The organism is Streptomyces sp. HUAS MG91 (genome assembly GCF_040529335.1).
GTDB classification, from domain to species: Bacteria; Actinomycetota; Actinomycetes; order Streptomycetales; family Streptomycetaceae; genus Streptomyces; species Streptomyces tabacisoli.
The window spans coordinates 2,811,527-2,826,859 of the sequence record NZ_CP159534.1 but is presented as its reverse complement, the minus strand read 5'-3'; the positions used below and the strand labels follow the sequence as shown (position 1 = coordinate 2,826,859).

The window sequence follows — 15,333 nt, the reverse complement described above, 5'->3', positions numbered from 1 at the left end:
ACAGCGTCATGTCGATCGACGTCAACAACGAGTCCGGAACCGAGGTCGACGAGCAGGCGATCCTCGACATCGCCCGCTACGCCCTCGCGCGGATGCGCATCCACCCGCTCTCCGAGCTCTCGGTGATCGTCGTGGACGACGACGCCATGGAGCAGCTGCACGTGCAGTGGATGGACCTGCCGGGGCCGACGGATGTCATGTCCTTCCCGATGGACGAGCTGCGTCCGCCGATGAAGGACGACGAGGAGCCCCCGCAGGGGCTCCTCGGTGACATCGTGCTCTGCCCCGAGGTCGCCAAGAAGCAGGGCGCCGAGGCGCCGACGGAGCACTCCATGGACGAGGAGCTCCAGCTGCTCACCGTGCACGGCGTGCTGCACCTGCTCGGTTACGACCACGAGGAGCCCGACGAGAAGGCCGAGATGTTCGGGCTCCAGGCGGCCATCGTGGACGGCTGGCGCGCGGAGAAGGGGATCGAGGGTCCGTCGCCGGCCCCGACCGTGTCATGAGCCTTTCCCTGATCGCGGGCGCCGTCGCCCTGGTCGTCGTCGCCTGGCTGGCGGCGTGCGCCGAGGCCGGCATCGCCCGCACGTCGAGCTTCCGCGCCGAGGAGGCCGTCCGCTCCGGGCGGCGCGGCAGCGCGAAGCTGGCCCAGGTCGCCGCCGACCCGACCCGCTATCTGAACGTGGCACTCCTGGTCCGGGTGGCGTGCGAGATGGCGGCGGCGACCCTGGTCACGTACGCGTGCCTGGAGCAGTTCAGCGAGACCTGGCAGGCGCTGCTCGTCGCGATCGGCGTGATGGTCCTGGTGAGTTACGTCGCCGTCGGCGTCTCGCCGCGCACCATCGGCCGCCAGCACCCGCTGAACACGGCGACGGCCGCCGCGTACGTGCTGCTGCCGCTGGCCCGGATCATGGGCCCGATCCCGCCCCTGCTGATCCTCATCGGCAACGCGCTGACGCCCGGCAAGGGCTTCCGCCGCGGCCCGTTCGCCTCCGAGGCGGAACTGCGCGCCATGGTCGACCTCGCCGAGAAGGAGTCGCTGATCGAGGACGAGGAGCGCCGCATGGTGCACTCGGTCTTCGAGCTGGGCGACACCCTGGTCCGCGAGGTCATGGTGCCGCGCACCGACCTCGTCGTCATCGAGCGCTACAAGACGATCCGCCAGGCGCTCACGCTGGCCCTGCGCTCCGGTTTCTCCCGGATCCCGGTGGTCGGCGAGAGCGAGGACGACGTCGTCGGCATCGTGTATCTGAAGGACCTGGTCAGGAAGACGCACATCAGCCGCGACGCCGAGGCCGAGCTGGTCTCGACGGCGATGCGCCCGGCAGCCTTCGTCCCCGACACCAAGAACGCCGGTGACCTGCTGCGCGAGATGCAGCAGCTGCGCAACCACGTCGCCGTCGTCATCGACGAGTACGGCGGCACGGCCGGCATCGTCACCATCGAGGACATCCTGGAGGAGATCGTCGGCGAGATCACCGACGAGTACGACCGGGAGCTGCCGCCGGTGGAGGAGCTGGGCGACGACCGCTTCCGGGTCACCGCGCGTCTCGACATCGGCGACCTCGGTGAGCTGTACGGCATCGAGGAGTACGACGACGAGGACGTGGAGACGGTCGGCGGACTGCTCGCCAAGGCGCTCGGCCGGGTGCCGATCGCGGGCGCGTCCGCCCAGGTGGCGTTGCCGGACGGGCGGGAGCTGCGGTTGACCGCGGAGGACTCGGCCGGCCGCCGGAACAAGATCGTGACGGTGCTCGTGGAGCCGGTCCCCCCGAAGGGAGAGGACGAGGAATGACCCCCGAGGAGCTGCGGGCGCTCTGCCTGTCGTTCAACGCGGCGGTGGAGGAGTTCCCCTTCGGCCCGGAGGCCTCGGTCTTCAAGGTCCTGGGCAAGATGTTCGCCCTGAGCAGCCTGGACGCGCGGCCCCTGACGGTGAACCTCAAGTGCGACCCCGAGGACGCGATCCGGCTCCGCCGCGAGCACGAGGGCGCGGTCCGGCCGGGCTGGCACATGAACAAGCGGCACTGGAACACGGTGTCGGTGGGGGAGCTGCCGGCGTCCTTCGTCCGCGAACTGGTCGAGGACTCGTACGACCTGGTGGTGGCGGGGCTGCCGCGGGCGGAGCGGCTGAAGCTGGACCGGCCTTAGGGCGACACACGCCTCAAGGCGACACACGCCCTAGCGCGGCCCCTCGATCCACGTCTTCCCCGCCTGCCCCCTGGCCTCCGCGAACGCGCGCGGCGCGTCCTGGAAGGCGTATCGCGTGGTAAGGGCCACCGACGGGTGGACGCGGCCGGACGTGATGTCGTCCAGGGCGGCCCGGAAGTCGTGCGGGTGGTCGTAGATCAGGGAGCCCTGGATCGTGAGCAGGCCGCGCACCACCTGGTCCGTCGTGAGCGGCAGCGGGGCCGGGTCGAGGCCGATCAGGGTGAGGGTGGCGCCCGGGGCGAGGCGGGGGAGGGCCGCCGCCAGGGCCGGGGCGGCGCCCGTCGTCTCGTAGAGCCTCAGGAAACCGCGGTCGTCGTCGCCCGCCGCGGTGGCGCCGAGAGCGACCGCGCGGGCGAGGCGCCCGGGCTGCAGTTCGACGACGACCGGCTCGGCGCCGAGGGCCAGCAGCGACTGGCTGACCAGGAGTCCCTGCGCGCCGGCGCCGAGCACCAGGGCCCGCTCGCCCTTGGTGATCCCGCTGCGCGCGACCGCCGTGCGCGCCACCGCGTACGGCTCGAACGCGGCCAGGTCCCGCACGTCCAGGTCGTCGGGGACGGCGTGCGCGAAGCCGGCCGGCACCGCGAAGCGCTCCGCCAGCAGCCCCGGCGCGTTCATGCCCACGATCGCCCGGTGCGGGCACGCCGAGGTCAGCCCGCGGCGGCAGTCCGCGCAGTCCAGGCACGCGTAGTTCGGCTCGACGACGACCCGGCGGCCCACGGTGTGCCCGGTGACGGCGGAGCCGGTCGCCACGATCCGGCCGAACGCCTCGTGCCCGACGACCCAGGGCGTGGCGGGGACGGCGCGATGGCCCTCGTAGACGGAGAGGTCGGAGCCGCAGACGCCGAGTCCTTCGAGCGCGACGACGACGTCGCCGGGGCCGGGGACGGGCTCCGGCAGGTCGTCGACGACGGCGAGGCGGCGGGGGGCGGTGAGGACGACGGCCTTCATACGGGCTCCTGCGGGTCGGTGCCTCGGGGACTGCCACTCTAATGTACGAACTGGTTAGTTATCTAGAATCTCCACCGAGCCGGTGCGGGCCGGTGCGGGCCGCCTCCTTATGCTCACCCCATGACTGACAGCACCGACCTCGACCCCGAGGACCGCAAGATCGTCACCCTGGCCCGCTCGGCGCGGGCCCGCAACGGCGTGCCCGAGGGCGCCGCCGTGCGCGACGAGACCGGGCGCACCTATGTCGCGGGCACCGTCGCCCTGGACTCCCTGAAGCTGAGCGCGCTGCGGACGGCCGTCGCCATGGCCGTGGCCTCCGGCGCGCAGTCCCTGGAGGCGGCGGCCGTGGTCTCGGCGGCGGACGCCTTGGAGGACGCGGACCTCGCCGCCGTGCGCGATCTCGGCGGCAGCGGCACCCCGGTGTTCCTCGCGGCGGCCGACGGGACGGTCCGGGCGACCGTCGAGGCCGGCTGACCCGCGCGAGGCGTGGGTCACAGGAAATGCCGCTCGCCCAGTAATAGAGCGGCTTCCGCCGTTCGGGAGTGAAGACGCTCACGTCGGCCGCGGGCCGGGACTTTGGTCCCGGCCCGCGCTGTCGTCCCCGGAGGGCGTACGGGCCGTGCGGGGCAAGGGCGAGGGCGGTTCGGCCCGGGGCGGGGGCCCCGGTGCGGCGCGGGGTGAAAGAAGGACCAAAGTCCCGTCGACGGGACTTTCGCCTCATGGGGCAAACCCGGACACGACGGTCATGGTGGAGCTGTTGCCCGACGCCGATGCGTTTCGCAGCTCCCGAACCTGGGAAGCGCCGGGCGGTCCCCGACCCCGAACAAAGGTTTTTCTACGTGTTCTCCCTTGCCCGCAAGACCTCGTCCCGTGTCCGTGCCCTCGCCGTCGGCACCGCCCTCGTCGGCGCCTCCGGCGCCATGGTGATCGCCGGCACCGGCTCCGCCTCCGCGGCGACGTCGGCCGGCTCCTGGGACGCCGTCGCGCAGTGCGAGTCCGGCGGCAACTGGTCCGCCAACACCGGCAACGGCTTCTCCGGCGGTCTGCAGTTCACCCCGTCCACCTGGGCCGCGTACGGCGGCACCCAGTACGCCGCCAACGCCCACCAGGCGTCCAAGGCCGAGCAGATCACCGTCGCCCAGAAGGTCCTCGCCGACCAGGGCGCGGGCGCCTGGCCGCACTGCGGCGTCAGCCTGTAAGCAAGGCTCAGCCTGTAAGCAGCACGTCTCAGACGGCGTCGGGGCCCCGTTCGCCCGTCCGCACCCGCACCACGGTGTCGACGGGCACGGCCCAGACCTTGCCGTCACCGATCTTCCCCGTCCGGGCGGCCCGCACGATGGCATCCATCGCGGGCTCCGCGTCCTCGTCCGCGACGACGACCTCGATCCGCACCTTCGGCACCAGATCGACCTGGTACTCGGCGCCCCGGTACACCTCGGTGTGCCCGCGCTGCCGCCCGTAACCACTGGCCTCGGTCACCGTCAGACCCTGGACGCCCACCTCTTGCAACGCCGTCTTGACCTCGTCGAGGCGGTACGGCTTGACGACCGCGGTGATCAGCTTCATGGCGCGACCTTTCGGGCAGCGGGAGCGTGTGCGGGGTGCGTGGAGGCACTGAGGACGCCGTGATCGTACGCACTCTCCGCGTGCGTCGTCTGGTCGAGTCCCGTCAGCTCCGCCTCGGCCTCCGCCCGGAAGCCCAGCAGCCGGTCGATGACCTTCCCGATCCCGTACGTGACGAGGAAGGTGTACGCGGCCACGACCAGCACGGCGAGCGCCTGCTTGCCCAGCTGCCCGAACCCGCCGCCGTAGAACAGCCCCTCCTTCGCCGCCGAGCCGGTCATCGCCGACGTCGCGAACAGGCCGATCAGCAGCGTGCCCACCACACCGCCGACGAAGTGCACGCCCACCACGTCCAGCGAGTCGTCGTAGTGGAACCGGAACTTCCAGGCGACCGCGTACGAGCAGACGACGCCCGCCGCGAGCCCGACCACGGCCGCGCCCAGCACCCCGACCACCCCGCACGCGGGCGTGATCGCGACCAGCCCGGCCACCGCACCCGAGGCCGCGCCGAACGTCGTCGGGTGCCCGTCCCGCCTCTGCTCCACGAACAGCCAGCCCAGCAGGCCCGTGCAGCCCGCGATCAGGGTGTTGAAGAGGGAGGCCGCGGCGACCCCGTTCGCGCCGAGCGCCGAACCGCCGTTGAAGCCGAGCCAGCCGAACCAGAGCAGCCCCGCGCCCATGATCACCATGGGCAGGTTGTGCGGGCGCATGGCGTCCTTCTTGAACCCGATGCGCGGGCCGAGCACCAGACACAGGGCGAGCCCCGAGGCGCCCGAGGCGATCTCGACGACCAGGCCGCCCGCGAAGTCGAGAGTGCCGAGCCGGTTCGCGATCCAGCCGTCCGGGCCCCAGACCCAGTGCGCCACGGGGACGTATACGAGCAGTGCCCACACCGGTACGAAGACCAGCCATGCCCCGAACCGGGTACGGTCCGCGACTGCCCCGCTGATCAGCGCCGCCGTGATGATCGCGAAGGTCAGCTGGAAGGTGGTGAAGAGGAAGGTGGGGACCGTGCCGGTGACCGAGTCCGGGCCGATGCCCGCCATCCCGGCGTGCGACAGATCACCGATCAGCCCGCCGAACGCGTCGTCGCCGAAGGCGAGCGAGTAGCCCGCGACCAGCCAGACCACCGTCACGAGGGCGATCGACACGAAGCTCATCATCAGCATGTTGAGGACGGACTTCGTGCGGACCATGCCGCCGTAGAACAGCGCGAGGCCCGGTGTCATCAGCAGGACGAGCGCGGTGGCGGCGAGCAGCCAGGCGGTGTCACCGGAGTCGAGGGCGGGAGCGGCCAGGGGCGATGCGGTCATGACGGTCGTCGCGGTCATCGGGACAGCGTCACGGGCCCGCGTTTCCGATTCCCTACCCGGGAGTTTCCTCCGTGTTTCGTGTTGCCGGGGGGTTACCGGAAGCTCACCGTGCTGCGGCCCCCCTGACATCAGGGAGAATGGGCGCCATGAGCGCTCGTACCCAGCAGTCCCAGCCCTCCGGGGAAGCCGTCCACCGCGCGGGTTTCGCCTGCTTCGTCGGCCGCCCCAACGCGGGCAAGTCCACCCTCACGAACGCTCTGGTCGGCAAGAAGGTGGCGATCACCGCCGACCAGCCGCAGACCACGCGGCACACCGTGCGCGGCATCGTGCACCGCGACGACGCGCAGCTGATCCTGGTGGACACCCCCGGCCTGCACAAGCCGCGCACCCTGCTCGGCGAGCGGCTCAACGACGTGGTGCGCACCACCTGGGCCGAGGTCGACGTGATCGGCTTCTGCCTCCCGGCGAACGAGAAGCTGGGCCCCGGCGACCGCTTCATCGCCAAGGAACTCGCGTCCATCAAGAAGACGCCGAAGATCGCGATCGTCACCAAGACCGACCTCGTCGACAGCAAGCAGCTCGCCGAGCAGCTCATCGCCATCGACCAGCTCGGCAAGGAGCTCGGCTTCCAGTGGGCCGAGATCATCCCGGTCTCCGCCGTCGGCGACAAGCAGGTGGGCCTCCTCGCCGACCTGATCGTCCCCCTCCTCCCCGAGGGCCCCGCGCTCTACCCCGAGGGCGACCTCACCGACGAACCCGAGCAGGTCATGGTCGCCGAGCTGATCCGCGAGGCCGCGCTGGAGGGCGTCCGCGACGAGCTGCCGCACTCCATCGCCGTCGTCGTCGAGGAGATGCTGCCGCGCGAGGACCGGCCCGCCGACAAGCCGCTCCTGGACATCCACGCCTTCGTCTACATCGAGCGGCCCAGCCAGAAGGGCATCATCATCGGCCCCAAGGGCAAGCGCCTGAAGGAGGTCGGCATCAAGTCCCGCAAGCAGATCGAGGCGCTGCTCGGTACGCCCGTCTACCTCGACCTGCACGTCAAGGTCGCCAAGGACTGGCAGCGCGACCCGCGCCAGCTGCGCAAGCTGGGCTTCTGATCAGCCGGTGCTGGGGCTCAGGTCCTGGAGCCCTATCACCCGCAGCAGCTCAAGCCGCTCGTACGTGTCCGTGCCCGGCCGCGCCGAGTGCACCACGAGCTGCTGGCCGTGCCCGTCACTGAGCAGCACCTCGCAGTCCAGGTCGAGCGTGCCGACCACCGGGTGCAGGAAGCGCTTCGGTGACGGGCGGCGCACCACGACCTCGTGGGAGCGCCACAACTCCTCGAACTCCGCCGACCCGGCGCGCAGTTCGGCCACCAGCGCGGCCGGTCCCGGGTCGTCCGGGCGGGCCGCGGTGACCGCGCGCAGGCCCGCCACATGGGCGCGGCCGTGCATCTCGTGGTTCTCCGGCGGGAACATCGCCCGCGTCTCCGGCTGCGCGAACCAGCGGCGGATCAGGTTCACCCCGGTCAGGTCGCCGCTCAGCGCGATCGACATCGTGTTCTGCGCCAGGCTCTCGCCCCAGTCGCTGAGCACCGCGGCCGGCAGGTCGTGCAGCCGGTCCAGGATCATCAGCAGCCCCGGGCGGACGTGGCCCGACGAGGTGCCGGGGCGGGGCGGCTCGTCGCCCGCCAGGTGGAACAGGTGGTCGCGCTCGGCGTCGGTCAGCCGCAGCGCGCGGGCCAGCGCGCCGAGCATCTGCCGGGAGGGGTGCGAGCCGCGGCGCTGCTCCAGGCGCGTGTAGTAGTCCGTGGACATCCCGGCGAGCTGCGCCACCTCTTCGCGGCGCAGTCCCGGTGTGCGCCGCCGGGCGCCTGTGGCCAGGCCCACGTCGGAGGGGCTGAGGCGGGTGCGGGCGCGGCGCAGGAAGTCGGCGAGTTCGGCTCGGTTCACCCGTCCAGCATCGCGCGCCGGCGGGCCCGTATCCAGGGAGCGCCGCTCCCTGGACAAGCGCGTCTCTCCCGCCGGACGCGCGGGCCGCGCAGGCTTCGGTCATGGCCTTGTACGACGAGATCGAGGAGGCGGCCATGCTGACGTTGGTGACCGGAGCGACGGGACAGGTCGGACGGCGGTTCGTGCCACGGCTGTTGCAGAGCGCTCCGCAGGGCGACCGGGTGCGGGTGCTCGTCCGTGACGAGGCGCGCGGGGAGCGGTTCGCGGAGCTGGGCGCGGAGGTCGTGGTCGGCGATCTGCGGGACGCCGCCGTGCTGGGGAAGGCGACGGCCGGGGTGGACGCGGTGGTGAACGTCGCCGCGGCGTTCCGCGGGGTGCCGGACGAGGAGGCGCGGGCCGTGAACCGGGACGCGGCGATCGAGCTGGGGCGGGCCGCGGTGGCCTCGGGCGTACGGCGGTTCGTGCAGGTCAGTACGGGGATCGTGTACGGCGCCGGGCGGGGCAGGCCGCTGGTCGAGACGGACGAGACAGTGCCGGGCGGGCACCTCTGGGGCGTCTACCCCGAGTCGAAGTGGGAGGCCGAGCGGGCGCTGGGCGCGCTGGAGGGCCTCGACGACCTGCGGATCGCGCGGCTGCCGTTCGTGTACGGGGACGGGGACCCGCACCTCGACACCGCGATCGAGTGGGCGCCGGCGTGGCCCGCGATGCAGCGGCTGCACATGGGGCACCACGCCGATGTGGCGCAGGGCCTGCGGCGGCTGCTGTACGCCGAGGGGGCGTCCGGCGTCTACAACATCGCGGACGACGCCCCCGTGACGACGGTGGACATCCTTCAGCTGGGCGGGGTGGCGATCCCGCCCGAGTCCTACGAGAAGGAGACCCCGGACCCCTGGCACGCGGTGCTGTCGACGGCCCGCATCCGCCACGAACTGGGCTACCGCCCGGTGTTCCCGTCGGTCTGGACGGCCCGCGACGCCGGCGCGCTGTAGCTCCGCCGGGGCCAGGCGATAGCCCCGCCAGGGGCGCGGGGAACTGCGCGCTCAGCCCCCACCGGGGCCGCACCCGCGAACGGCGTTGTACTGGCCGCCCCTCAGGCGCTGGCCCCGCGCCGGGGGCCGCCTTGCCCACCCTGCTGCCCCAGGCGGCAGATTGCCCAAGGCGGCGGGGGCGCATGCGCCCCGTCAGGGGCGCGGGGAACTGCGCGACCAGCCACGACGAGAGCGGCACACGGCGGACGAGGCTCAGGCCACCCCCTTGATGCGCCGGACCAGAAGGGCCCCGGCAAGCCCCACCCCCGCCGCCACCAGATACAGCACCCGGTACCCGCCCAACTGGTTCACCAGCGGCGCGGCCAGCGCAGGCGCGGCGACCTGGGGCAAGGAGTTCGCGACGTTGATGACGCCGAGGTCCTTGCCCCGGTCCAGCGCGGCCGGCAGGACATCGGTCATCAGCGCGAAGTCGACCGAGGTGAACACCCCGAACCCGACCCCGAGCACCGCGGCGGCGACCACGGCACCCGGCCACGTCTGCCAGAAGGCCAGCAGCCCGGTCGCGACGGCCATCAGCACCCCCGACCACAGCACGAACGGCTTGCGCCGCCCCACCCGGTCCGACCAGGCCCCGCCGACGACCACGGTGCCGAGCAGCGTCACCCCGTTCACCGCGGTCAGGATCAGCACCCCCGTGTCCGGATCGCCGTACCGCAGCCGGTCGCGCAGGTAGTAGAAGAGGTACAGCAGCACCAGCGAGTTGCCGAGATTGATCAGGAACCGGGTCAGCCAGGCCCACCCCAGATCCGGATACCGGCGCGGACTCAGCCAGAACCCGGCCGCGAACCGCCGCCAGGACCACGCCGGCCGCGCCTCGGCACCGAGCCGCAGATCCGCGTACCGCACCACGTACGGCACCACGCCCACCACCGTGAACACGGCGCACGCCACGTACCCGGCCCGCACTCCGCCCGCCACCGTCGCGAGCCCCGTCCCGGCGACGACCCCGAGGATCTGCGCGGCGCCGAGCCACCCGCCCACGGACCCGCGCTGAAGCCGGGGCACCCGGTCGGGCACGGCGGCCGTCACCGCCGCGAACGCCGCGTTCAGCGTCAGCTGCACCAGGCACCACCCGGCGAACAGCACCCACACGGCGTCGGCGCCGCCGAGCAGCAGCAGCGACAGCGCGCCGCCCGCCGTGCCCGCCACGATCCACGGCGTGCGCCGCCCGAACCGCGACACCGTACGGTCCGACAGGGCGCCGAAGACCGGGTTGGCGGCCAGCGACACCACCGCCCCGACCCCGGTGACCCAGGCCAGCAGCGACTCCTTCGACATGCCGGTGCCGGGCGCGAACCGCTCGGCCTGCCGGGCGAGCAGGATCTGCAACGGGCCGTACCAGCCCACCCAGATCGCCCCGTTGGCGAGCGACAGCGCCGCGGTCCAGCCGTGGCCGACCCGTTCGGACGGTTCCGCGAGCGCCGGGACGCTCATCCCCGCTGCCGCCGCAACTGGTCCCGCAGCCACCCGTACGACGCCTTCGGGGTGCGCCGCTGCGTCGCGTAGTCGACGTGGACGAGGCCGAACCGCTTCGTGAAGCCCTCCGCCCACTCGAAGTTGTCCATCAGCGACCACACGAAGTAGCCGCGCACGTCGACGCCTTCCCCGATCGCCCGGTGCAGCGCCCGCAGATGACCGTCCAGGAAGGCGATGCGCCCCTGGTCGTCGATGCCGTCGTACGCGCAGCCGTTCTCGGTGACGACGATCGGCGGCAGCCGGTCGCCGTAGCGCTCGCGCAGCCCGGTGAGGAGTTCGGCGAAGGCGTCGGGGACCACCGGCCAGTCGAAGTCCGTCCGCGGATATCCCTCGATCTGCCGTACGGAGAAGGGGAGTTCGGCGGGGAGGGTGAGTCCGGAGAACTCGACGTCCGCGGCTTGCGGGGCACCCACCTTCGTCGGCTGGTAGTAGTTCACCCCGTACCAGTCGAGCGTGCCCTCGGAGATCGTCCGCAGGTCGCCGGCCACGTCGCCGCCCGGCATCGCCTCGGCGAATCCGTCCGGGTAGCGGCCGAGCAGCAGCGGATCGGAGAACAGCCGGTTCAGGATGATGTCGTACAGGTCGGCGGCCCCGGTGTCGGCCGGGTCGGCGGAGGCGGGCCAGGTCGGGCCGTGCGAGTTGGCGATGCCGATGTCCGTGGCGCCGTGCTCGCGCAGCACCCGCGAGGCCAGACCGTGCGCGAGGAGCTGGTGGTGGGCGACCGGCAGCGCGTCGAAGAGCAGCTTGTGGCCGGGCGCGTGCTCGCCCAGGGCGTGGCCGAGCAGGGTGTGCTCCGCCGGTTCGTTGAGGGTGATCCACCGGTCCACCCGGTCGCCGAGCCGGGCCGCGACCGTCGCCGTGTACGCCGCGAAGCGCTCCGCGGTGTCCCGGGACAGCCAGCCGCCCGCCTCCTCGATCTCCAGCGGGGTGTCCCAGTGGAAGAGGGTCGGCACGGGGCGGATGCCCTGGGCGCACAGCTCGTCGACGAGCCGGTCGTAGAAGTCGAGGCCGCCGGGGGACAGCACCCGCGGCCAGGAGACGGAGAAGCGGTAGGCGTCCACGCCCAGGTCGCGGACGAGTCCGACGTCCTCGCGGTAGCGGGCCACGTGGTCGCAGGCCGTCCCGGCCGTCGTGCCGTCCCTGACGTGGCCGGGCTCGGCGGTGAAGGCGTCCCACACCGACGGGCCGCGCCGGTCGACGGCGCCCTCGATCTGGTGGGCGGACGTGGCGACGCCCCACAGGAAGCCGGGCGGGAAGGAGGGGAGCGCATCCGGGGTAGCTGCCATGGGCGCGATCATCCGTACCGGTGGGTAGGAAGTCAACGCCCGTGACAGCGGCGGAAGTTACGCCCCTTCTTTGAGTACGCGGCTGATCAGTCTGCGCTGGTCCTCGGTGAGCCGGGGGTCCGCGCAGTACACGGTGCGGCCGTCCACGGTGATGGTGTAGCTGAAACCGTCCGGCACCCCCACGGGTGGGGTGCTCCGGCCGGCGGCCAGTGCCTTCTCCGCCAGGTCGTGCCATTCGTGGGAGTCGGCGCGGCCCGCGGTGTCGATCTCCGCGTGCCGGGAGATGCCGGCGAAGCCGCCGGTGCGGGCGACGTGGATACGCATGTCCCCTGTCTACTCCTCTCCGCGCCCCGGCGGGGAGTTCTTCGAGCGCCGGGGCGCGGACGAACGACGGACCTGTCGGGCTACTGCGCGGGCACCCCCACCTGTTCCCAGCACTTCAGTACGGCCTGGTACTCCTCGGCGGCGCCGTAGCGGTCCTTGGCGGACTTGGCCGTCGCGCGGGCGAAGTCGGCGAACTTGCAGTCCGGCTTCAGCTGACCGCCGGTGAGCGTGTCGAACCAGATCCGCCCGGCCCGCTCCCACGCGTGCCCGCCGAGCGCGTCGGCCAGGATGTAGAAGGCGTGGTTGGGGATGCCCGAGTTGATGTGCACCCCGCCGTTGTCCTGACTGGTGTGCACGTAGTGGTCCATGTCGGCGGGCTGCGGGTCCTTGCCGAGCACATCGTCGTCGTAGGCCGTGCCCGGCGCCTTCATGGAGCGCAGGGCCACACCGGTGACGCGCGGCGCGAGCAGCCCGGCGCCGATCAGCCAGTCGGCCTCGGCGGCGGTCTGGCCCAGCGAGTACTGCTTGATGAGCGAGCCGAAGACGTCCGAGACGGACTCGTTGAGCGCGCCCGACTGGTCGTAGTAGGCCAGGTTCGCCGTGTACTGCGTGACGCCGTGGGTCAGCTCGTGGCCGATGACGTCGACGGGGAGGGTGAAGTCGAGGAAGATCTCGCCGTCACCGTCGCCGAACACCATCTGCTCGCCGTTCCAGAAGGCGTTGTTGTAGTCCTCGTCGTAGTGGACCGTCGCGTTCAGCGGCAGGCCTTCGCCGTCGATGGAGTAGCGGGAGAACTTCTCCAGGTACAGCTCGAAGGTCGCGCCCAGGCCCGCGTACGCGCGGTTGACGGTCGCGTCCTGGCCGGGGTCGTCGCCCTCGCCGCGCACCTTGTGGCCCGGCAGTGTCGTCGTGTGGCGGGCGTCGTAGATGGTCCGGTGCGATGTGCGCTCCGCTCCGGCGTCGGCGTACGAGGGGGCGGCGGCACGGGCGCCGATGACGGTGGTCATCCGGCGGCGGGTGCGCTCGAGGGAGTCGCGCTCCAGGGACCTGCGGGCCCGGGAGGCGATCTCGGGGTCCCCGGACCGGGCGGCCTTGTCGAGGATGTGCGGCGGCACGATGGTGCAGAACACGGGCTCGAACCCGGTCGGGTTCCCCGTGGTGGGGTTGGCGGTCATGCGACGCAATGTGGCACTGGGTCATGCCGCTGTCACTACCTGGAGCCATGATTAGTGAAATAGAGGGATCGATCACCTCTTACCCGTTACCTTCGCCCGGTCCCGCATACTGATACGGGTTCTCGCGTCCGGCGCGACTCGACTAAGGTGCGGTGCATCATGCGTTTCGGGCTGCTTCTCCTTAGCTGCCGCGGCGAGGGCCTGTAGTCGAGGCCGACCCCCTCCCCGCGGAGTTTGGCGTTGCGCCGTCGGCCGACTGAACCGGCCACCTCTGAGGAGCCCCACGCATCATGCCGAACCACCAGCAGCCGAGCAGCATGCCGATCCGCAAGTACGGCCAGTACGACCAGGTGGACATCCCGGACCGCACCTGGCCCGACCAGCGGATCACCAAGGCCCCCCGCTGGCTCTCCACGGACCTGCGTGACGGCAACCAGGCACTGATCGACCCGATGTCGCCCGAGCGCAAGCGCCGGATGTTCGACCAGCTGGTCAAGATGGGCTACAAGGAGATCGAGGTCGGTTTCCCGGCGTCCGGGCAGACCGACTTCGACTTCGTACGTTCGATCATCGAAGAGCCGGGCGCCATCCCGGACGACGTGACGATCTCCGTACTGACCCAGGCCCGCGAGGACCTGATCGAGCGCACGGTGGAGTCCCTGAAGGGCGCCAAGCGCGCCACGGTCCACCTGTACAACGCCACGGCGCCCGTCTTCCGCCGCGTGGTCTTCCGCGGCTCGAAGGACGACATCAAGCAGATCGCCGTCGACGGCACGCGCCTGGTGATGGAGTACGCGGAGAAGCTGCTGGGCCCCGAGACGGTCTTCGGCTACCAGTACAGCCCCGAGATCTTCACCGACACCGAGCTGGACTTCGCCCTGGAGGTCTGCGAGGCCGTCATGGACGTCTACCAGCCGGGCCCGGACCGCGAGATCATCCTCAACCTGCCCGCCACGGTGGAGCGTTCGACGCCGTCCACGCACGCGGACCGCTTCGAGTGGATGAGCCGCAACCTGTCGCGCCGCGAGTACGTCTGCCTGTCGATCCACCCGCACAACGACCGCGGCACCGCCGTGGCCGCCGCCGAGCTGGCCGTCATGGCCGGCGGCGACCGCGTCGAGGGCTGCCTGTTCGGCCAGGGCGAGCGCACCGGCAACGTCGACCTGGTCACCCTGGGCATGAACCTGTTCTCGCAGGGCGTCGACCCGCAGATCGACTTCTCCGACATCGACGAGATCCGTCGCACGTGGGAGTACTGCAACCAGATGGAGGTCCACCCGCGCCATCCGTACGTGGGCGACCTGGTCTACACGTCCTTCTCCGGCTCCCACCAGGACGCCATCAAGAAGGGCTTCGACGCCATGGAGGCCGACGCGAAGGCCAAGGGCGTCACCGTCGACGACATCGAGTGGGCCGTCCCGTACCTGCCGATCGACCCGAAGGACGTCGGCCGCTCCTACGAGGCCGTGATCCGGGTCAACTCGCAGTCCGGCAAGGGCGGTATCGCCTACGTCCTGAAGAACGACCACAAGCTGGACCTGCCGCGCCGCATGCAGGTCGAGTTCTCGAAGGTCATCCAGACGAAGACGGACGCCGAGGGCGGCGAGGTCACCCCGAAGGACATCTGGAACGTCTTCCAGGACGAGTACCTGCCGAACCCCGTCAACCCGTGGGGCCGCATCCAGGTCAAGGCCGGCCAGACCACGACCGACACCGACGGCGTCGACAGGCTGACCGTCGAGGCCGAGGTCGACGGCGCCGAGCAGGTCCTGGTCGGCACGGGCAACGGTCCGATCTCCGCGTTCTTCGACGCCCTCCAGGGCATCGACGTCGACGCCCGGCTGCTGGACTACCAGGAGCACACGATGAGCGAGGGCGCCTCCGCCGTCGCCGCCTCGTACATCGAGGTCGCCATCGGCGACAAGGTTCTGTGGGGGATCGGCATCGACGCGAATACGACGCGTGCCTCGCTGAAGGCCGTCGTCTCCGCCGTCAACCGCGCGAGCCGCTGAGCCCGGCTGAGCTGCACTTTCCCGGCCCCGTACACCTGTTCGTGG

The 15,333-nt window shown here is 71.6% G+C and carries 16 protein-coding genes; 8 read left to right on the top strand and 8 right to left on the bottom strand.

The features are described 5' to 3' along the window. Positions 1-8: 8 nt before the first annotated feature. The 3 genes from ybeY to ABII15_RS13080 are packed head-to-tail and all read left to right on the top strand — an operon-like array spanning position 9 to position 2,148. Positions 9-506, top strand: coding sequence for an rRNA maturation RNase YbeY (gene ybeY, locus ABII15_RS13090; RefSeq protein WP_353942485.1), 498 nt, complete (start codon positions 9-11; stop codon positions 504-506). Continuing rightward, positions 503-1,795: a hemolysin family protein gene (locus tag ABII15_RS13085; protein WP_353942484.1), complete on the top strand. Its 1,293-nt coding sequence runs from the start codon at positions 503-505 to the stop codon at positions 1,793-1,795. Before ybeY ends, ABII15_RS13085 begins: the two co-directional genes overlap by 4 nt. Continuing rightward, complete coding sequence (locus tag ABII15_RS13080; RefSeq protein ID WP_353942483.1) at positions 1,792-2,148, top strand: MmcQ/YjbR family DNA-binding protein; 357 nt, start codon at positions 1,792-1,794, stop codon at positions 2,146-2,148. Before ABII15_RS13085 ends, ABII15_RS13080 begins: the two co-directional genes overlap by 4 nt. Before the next feature lie 30 nt (positions 2,149-2,178). On the opposite strand, the gene ABII15_RS13075 is transcribed toward ABII15_RS13080, so the two are convergent. Continuing rightward, positions 2,179-3,156, bottom strand: coding sequence for an alcohol dehydrogenase catalytic domain-containing protein (locus ABII15_RS13075; protein WP_353942482.1), 978 nt, complete (start codon positions 3,154-3,156; stop codon positions 2,179-2,181). A gap of 120 nt (positions 3,157-3,276) precedes the next feature. Between ABII15_RS13075 and ABII15_RS13070 the strand changes: the two genes are divergently transcribed. Both ABII15_RS13070 and ABII15_RS13065 read left to right on the top strand, forming a co-directional pair. Beyond that, on the top strand, positions 3,277-3,630 hold the full coding sequence (locus tag ABII15_RS13070) for a cytidine deaminase (protein ID WP_353942481.1): 354 nt from the start codon (positions 3,277-3,279) through the stop codon (positions 3,628-3,630). Positions 3,631-3,995: 365 nt separating this feature from the next. Continuing rightward, positions 3,996-4,355 carry a transglycosylase family protein gene (locus tag ABII15_RS13065; protein WP_353942480.1) on the top strand — a complete coding sequence of 120 codons (360 nt, stop codon included), beginning with the start codon at positions 3,996-3,998 and terminating at the stop codon, positions 4,353-4,355. Positions 4,356-4,383: 28 nt separating this feature from the next. Here ABII15_RS13065 and ABII15_RS13060 read toward each other — a convergent pair whose 3' ends face one another. Both ABII15_RS13060 and ABII15_RS13055 read right to left on the bottom strand, forming a co-directional pair. Continuing rightward, complete coding sequence (locus ABII15_RS13060) at positions 4,384-4,722, bottom strand: P-II family nitrogen regulator (RefSeq protein ID WP_353942479.1); 339 nt, start codon at positions 4,720-4,722, stop codon at positions 4,384-4,386. After that, positions 4,719-6,032 carry an ammonium transporter gene (locus ABII15_RS13055; protein ID WP_353947046.1) on the bottom strand — a complete coding sequence of 438 codons (1,314 nt, stop codon included), beginning with the start codon at positions 6,030-6,032 and terminating at the stop codon, positions 4,719-4,721. Before ABII15_RS13055 ends, ABII15_RS13060 begins: the two co-directional genes overlap by 4 nt. A gap of 137 nt (positions 6,033-6,169) precedes the next feature. Between ABII15_RS13055 and era the strand changes: the two genes are divergently transcribed. Continuing rightward, a complete protein-coding gene (era, locus tag ABII15_RS13050; RefSeq protein ID WP_353942478.1) occupies positions 6,170-7,132 on the top strand; it encodes a GTPase Era in 963 nt (320 codons plus the stop codon). Here era and ABII15_RS13045 read toward each other — a convergent pair whose 3' ends face one another. Next, on the bottom strand, positions 7,133-7,966 hold the full coding sequence (locus ABII15_RS13045) for a helix-turn-helix transcriptional regulator (protein WP_353942477.1): 834 nt from the start codon (positions 7,964-7,966) through the stop codon (positions 7,133-7,135). It lies immediately after the preceding gene. Between the two features lie 134 nt (positions 7,967-8,100). Between ABII15_RS13045 and ABII15_RS13040 the strand changes: the two genes are divergently transcribed. Next, positions 8,101-8,955: an NAD(P)-dependent oxidoreductase gene (locus ABII15_RS13040; RefSeq protein WP_353947045.1), complete on the top strand. Its 855-nt coding sequence runs from the start codon at positions 8,101-8,103 to the stop codon at positions 8,953-8,955. Positions 8,956-9,207: 252 nt separating this feature from the next. On the opposite strand, the gene ABII15_RS13035 is transcribed toward ABII15_RS13040, so the two are convergent. The 4 genes from ABII15_RS13035 to ABII15_RS13020 form a co-directional block, all read right to left on the bottom strand. After that, positions 9,208-10,449, bottom strand: coding sequence for an MFS transporter (locus tag ABII15_RS13035; RefSeq protein ID WP_353942476.1), 1,242 nt, complete (start codon positions 10,447-10,449; stop codon positions 9,208-9,210). After that, positions 10,446-11,777, bottom strand: coding sequence for a GH1 family beta-glucosidase (locus ABII15_RS13030; protein WP_353942475.1), 1,332 nt, complete (start codon positions 11,775-11,777; stop codon positions 10,446-10,448). Before ABII15_RS13030 ends, ABII15_RS13035 begins: the two co-directional genes overlap by 4 nt. A 57-nt stretch (positions 11,778-11,834) precedes the next feature. Then, positions 11,835-12,101, bottom strand: a complete 267-nt coding sequence (locus ABII15_RS13025; RefSeq protein WP_353942474.1) for a protealysin inhibitor emfourin — start codon at positions 12,099-12,101, stop codon at positions 11,835-11,837. 80 nt (positions 12,102-12,181) lie between these two features. Continuing rightward, entirely contained in the window at positions 12,182-13,276 is a 1,095-nt protein-coding gene (locus ABII15_RS13020) for a M4 family metallopeptidase (RefSeq protein WP_353942473.1), read from the bottom strand. A 290-nt stretch (positions 13,277-13,566) separates the two neighbouring features. Between ABII15_RS13020 and leuA the strand changes: the two genes are divergently transcribed. Beyond that, positions 13,567-15,288, top strand: a complete 1,722-nt coding sequence (leuA, locus tag ABII15_RS13015; RefSeq protein ID WP_353942472.1) for a 2-isopropylmalate synthase — start codon at positions 13,567-13,569, stop codon at positions 15,286-15,288. The last annotated feature ends 45 nt before the right edge of the window (positions 15,289-15,333 follow it).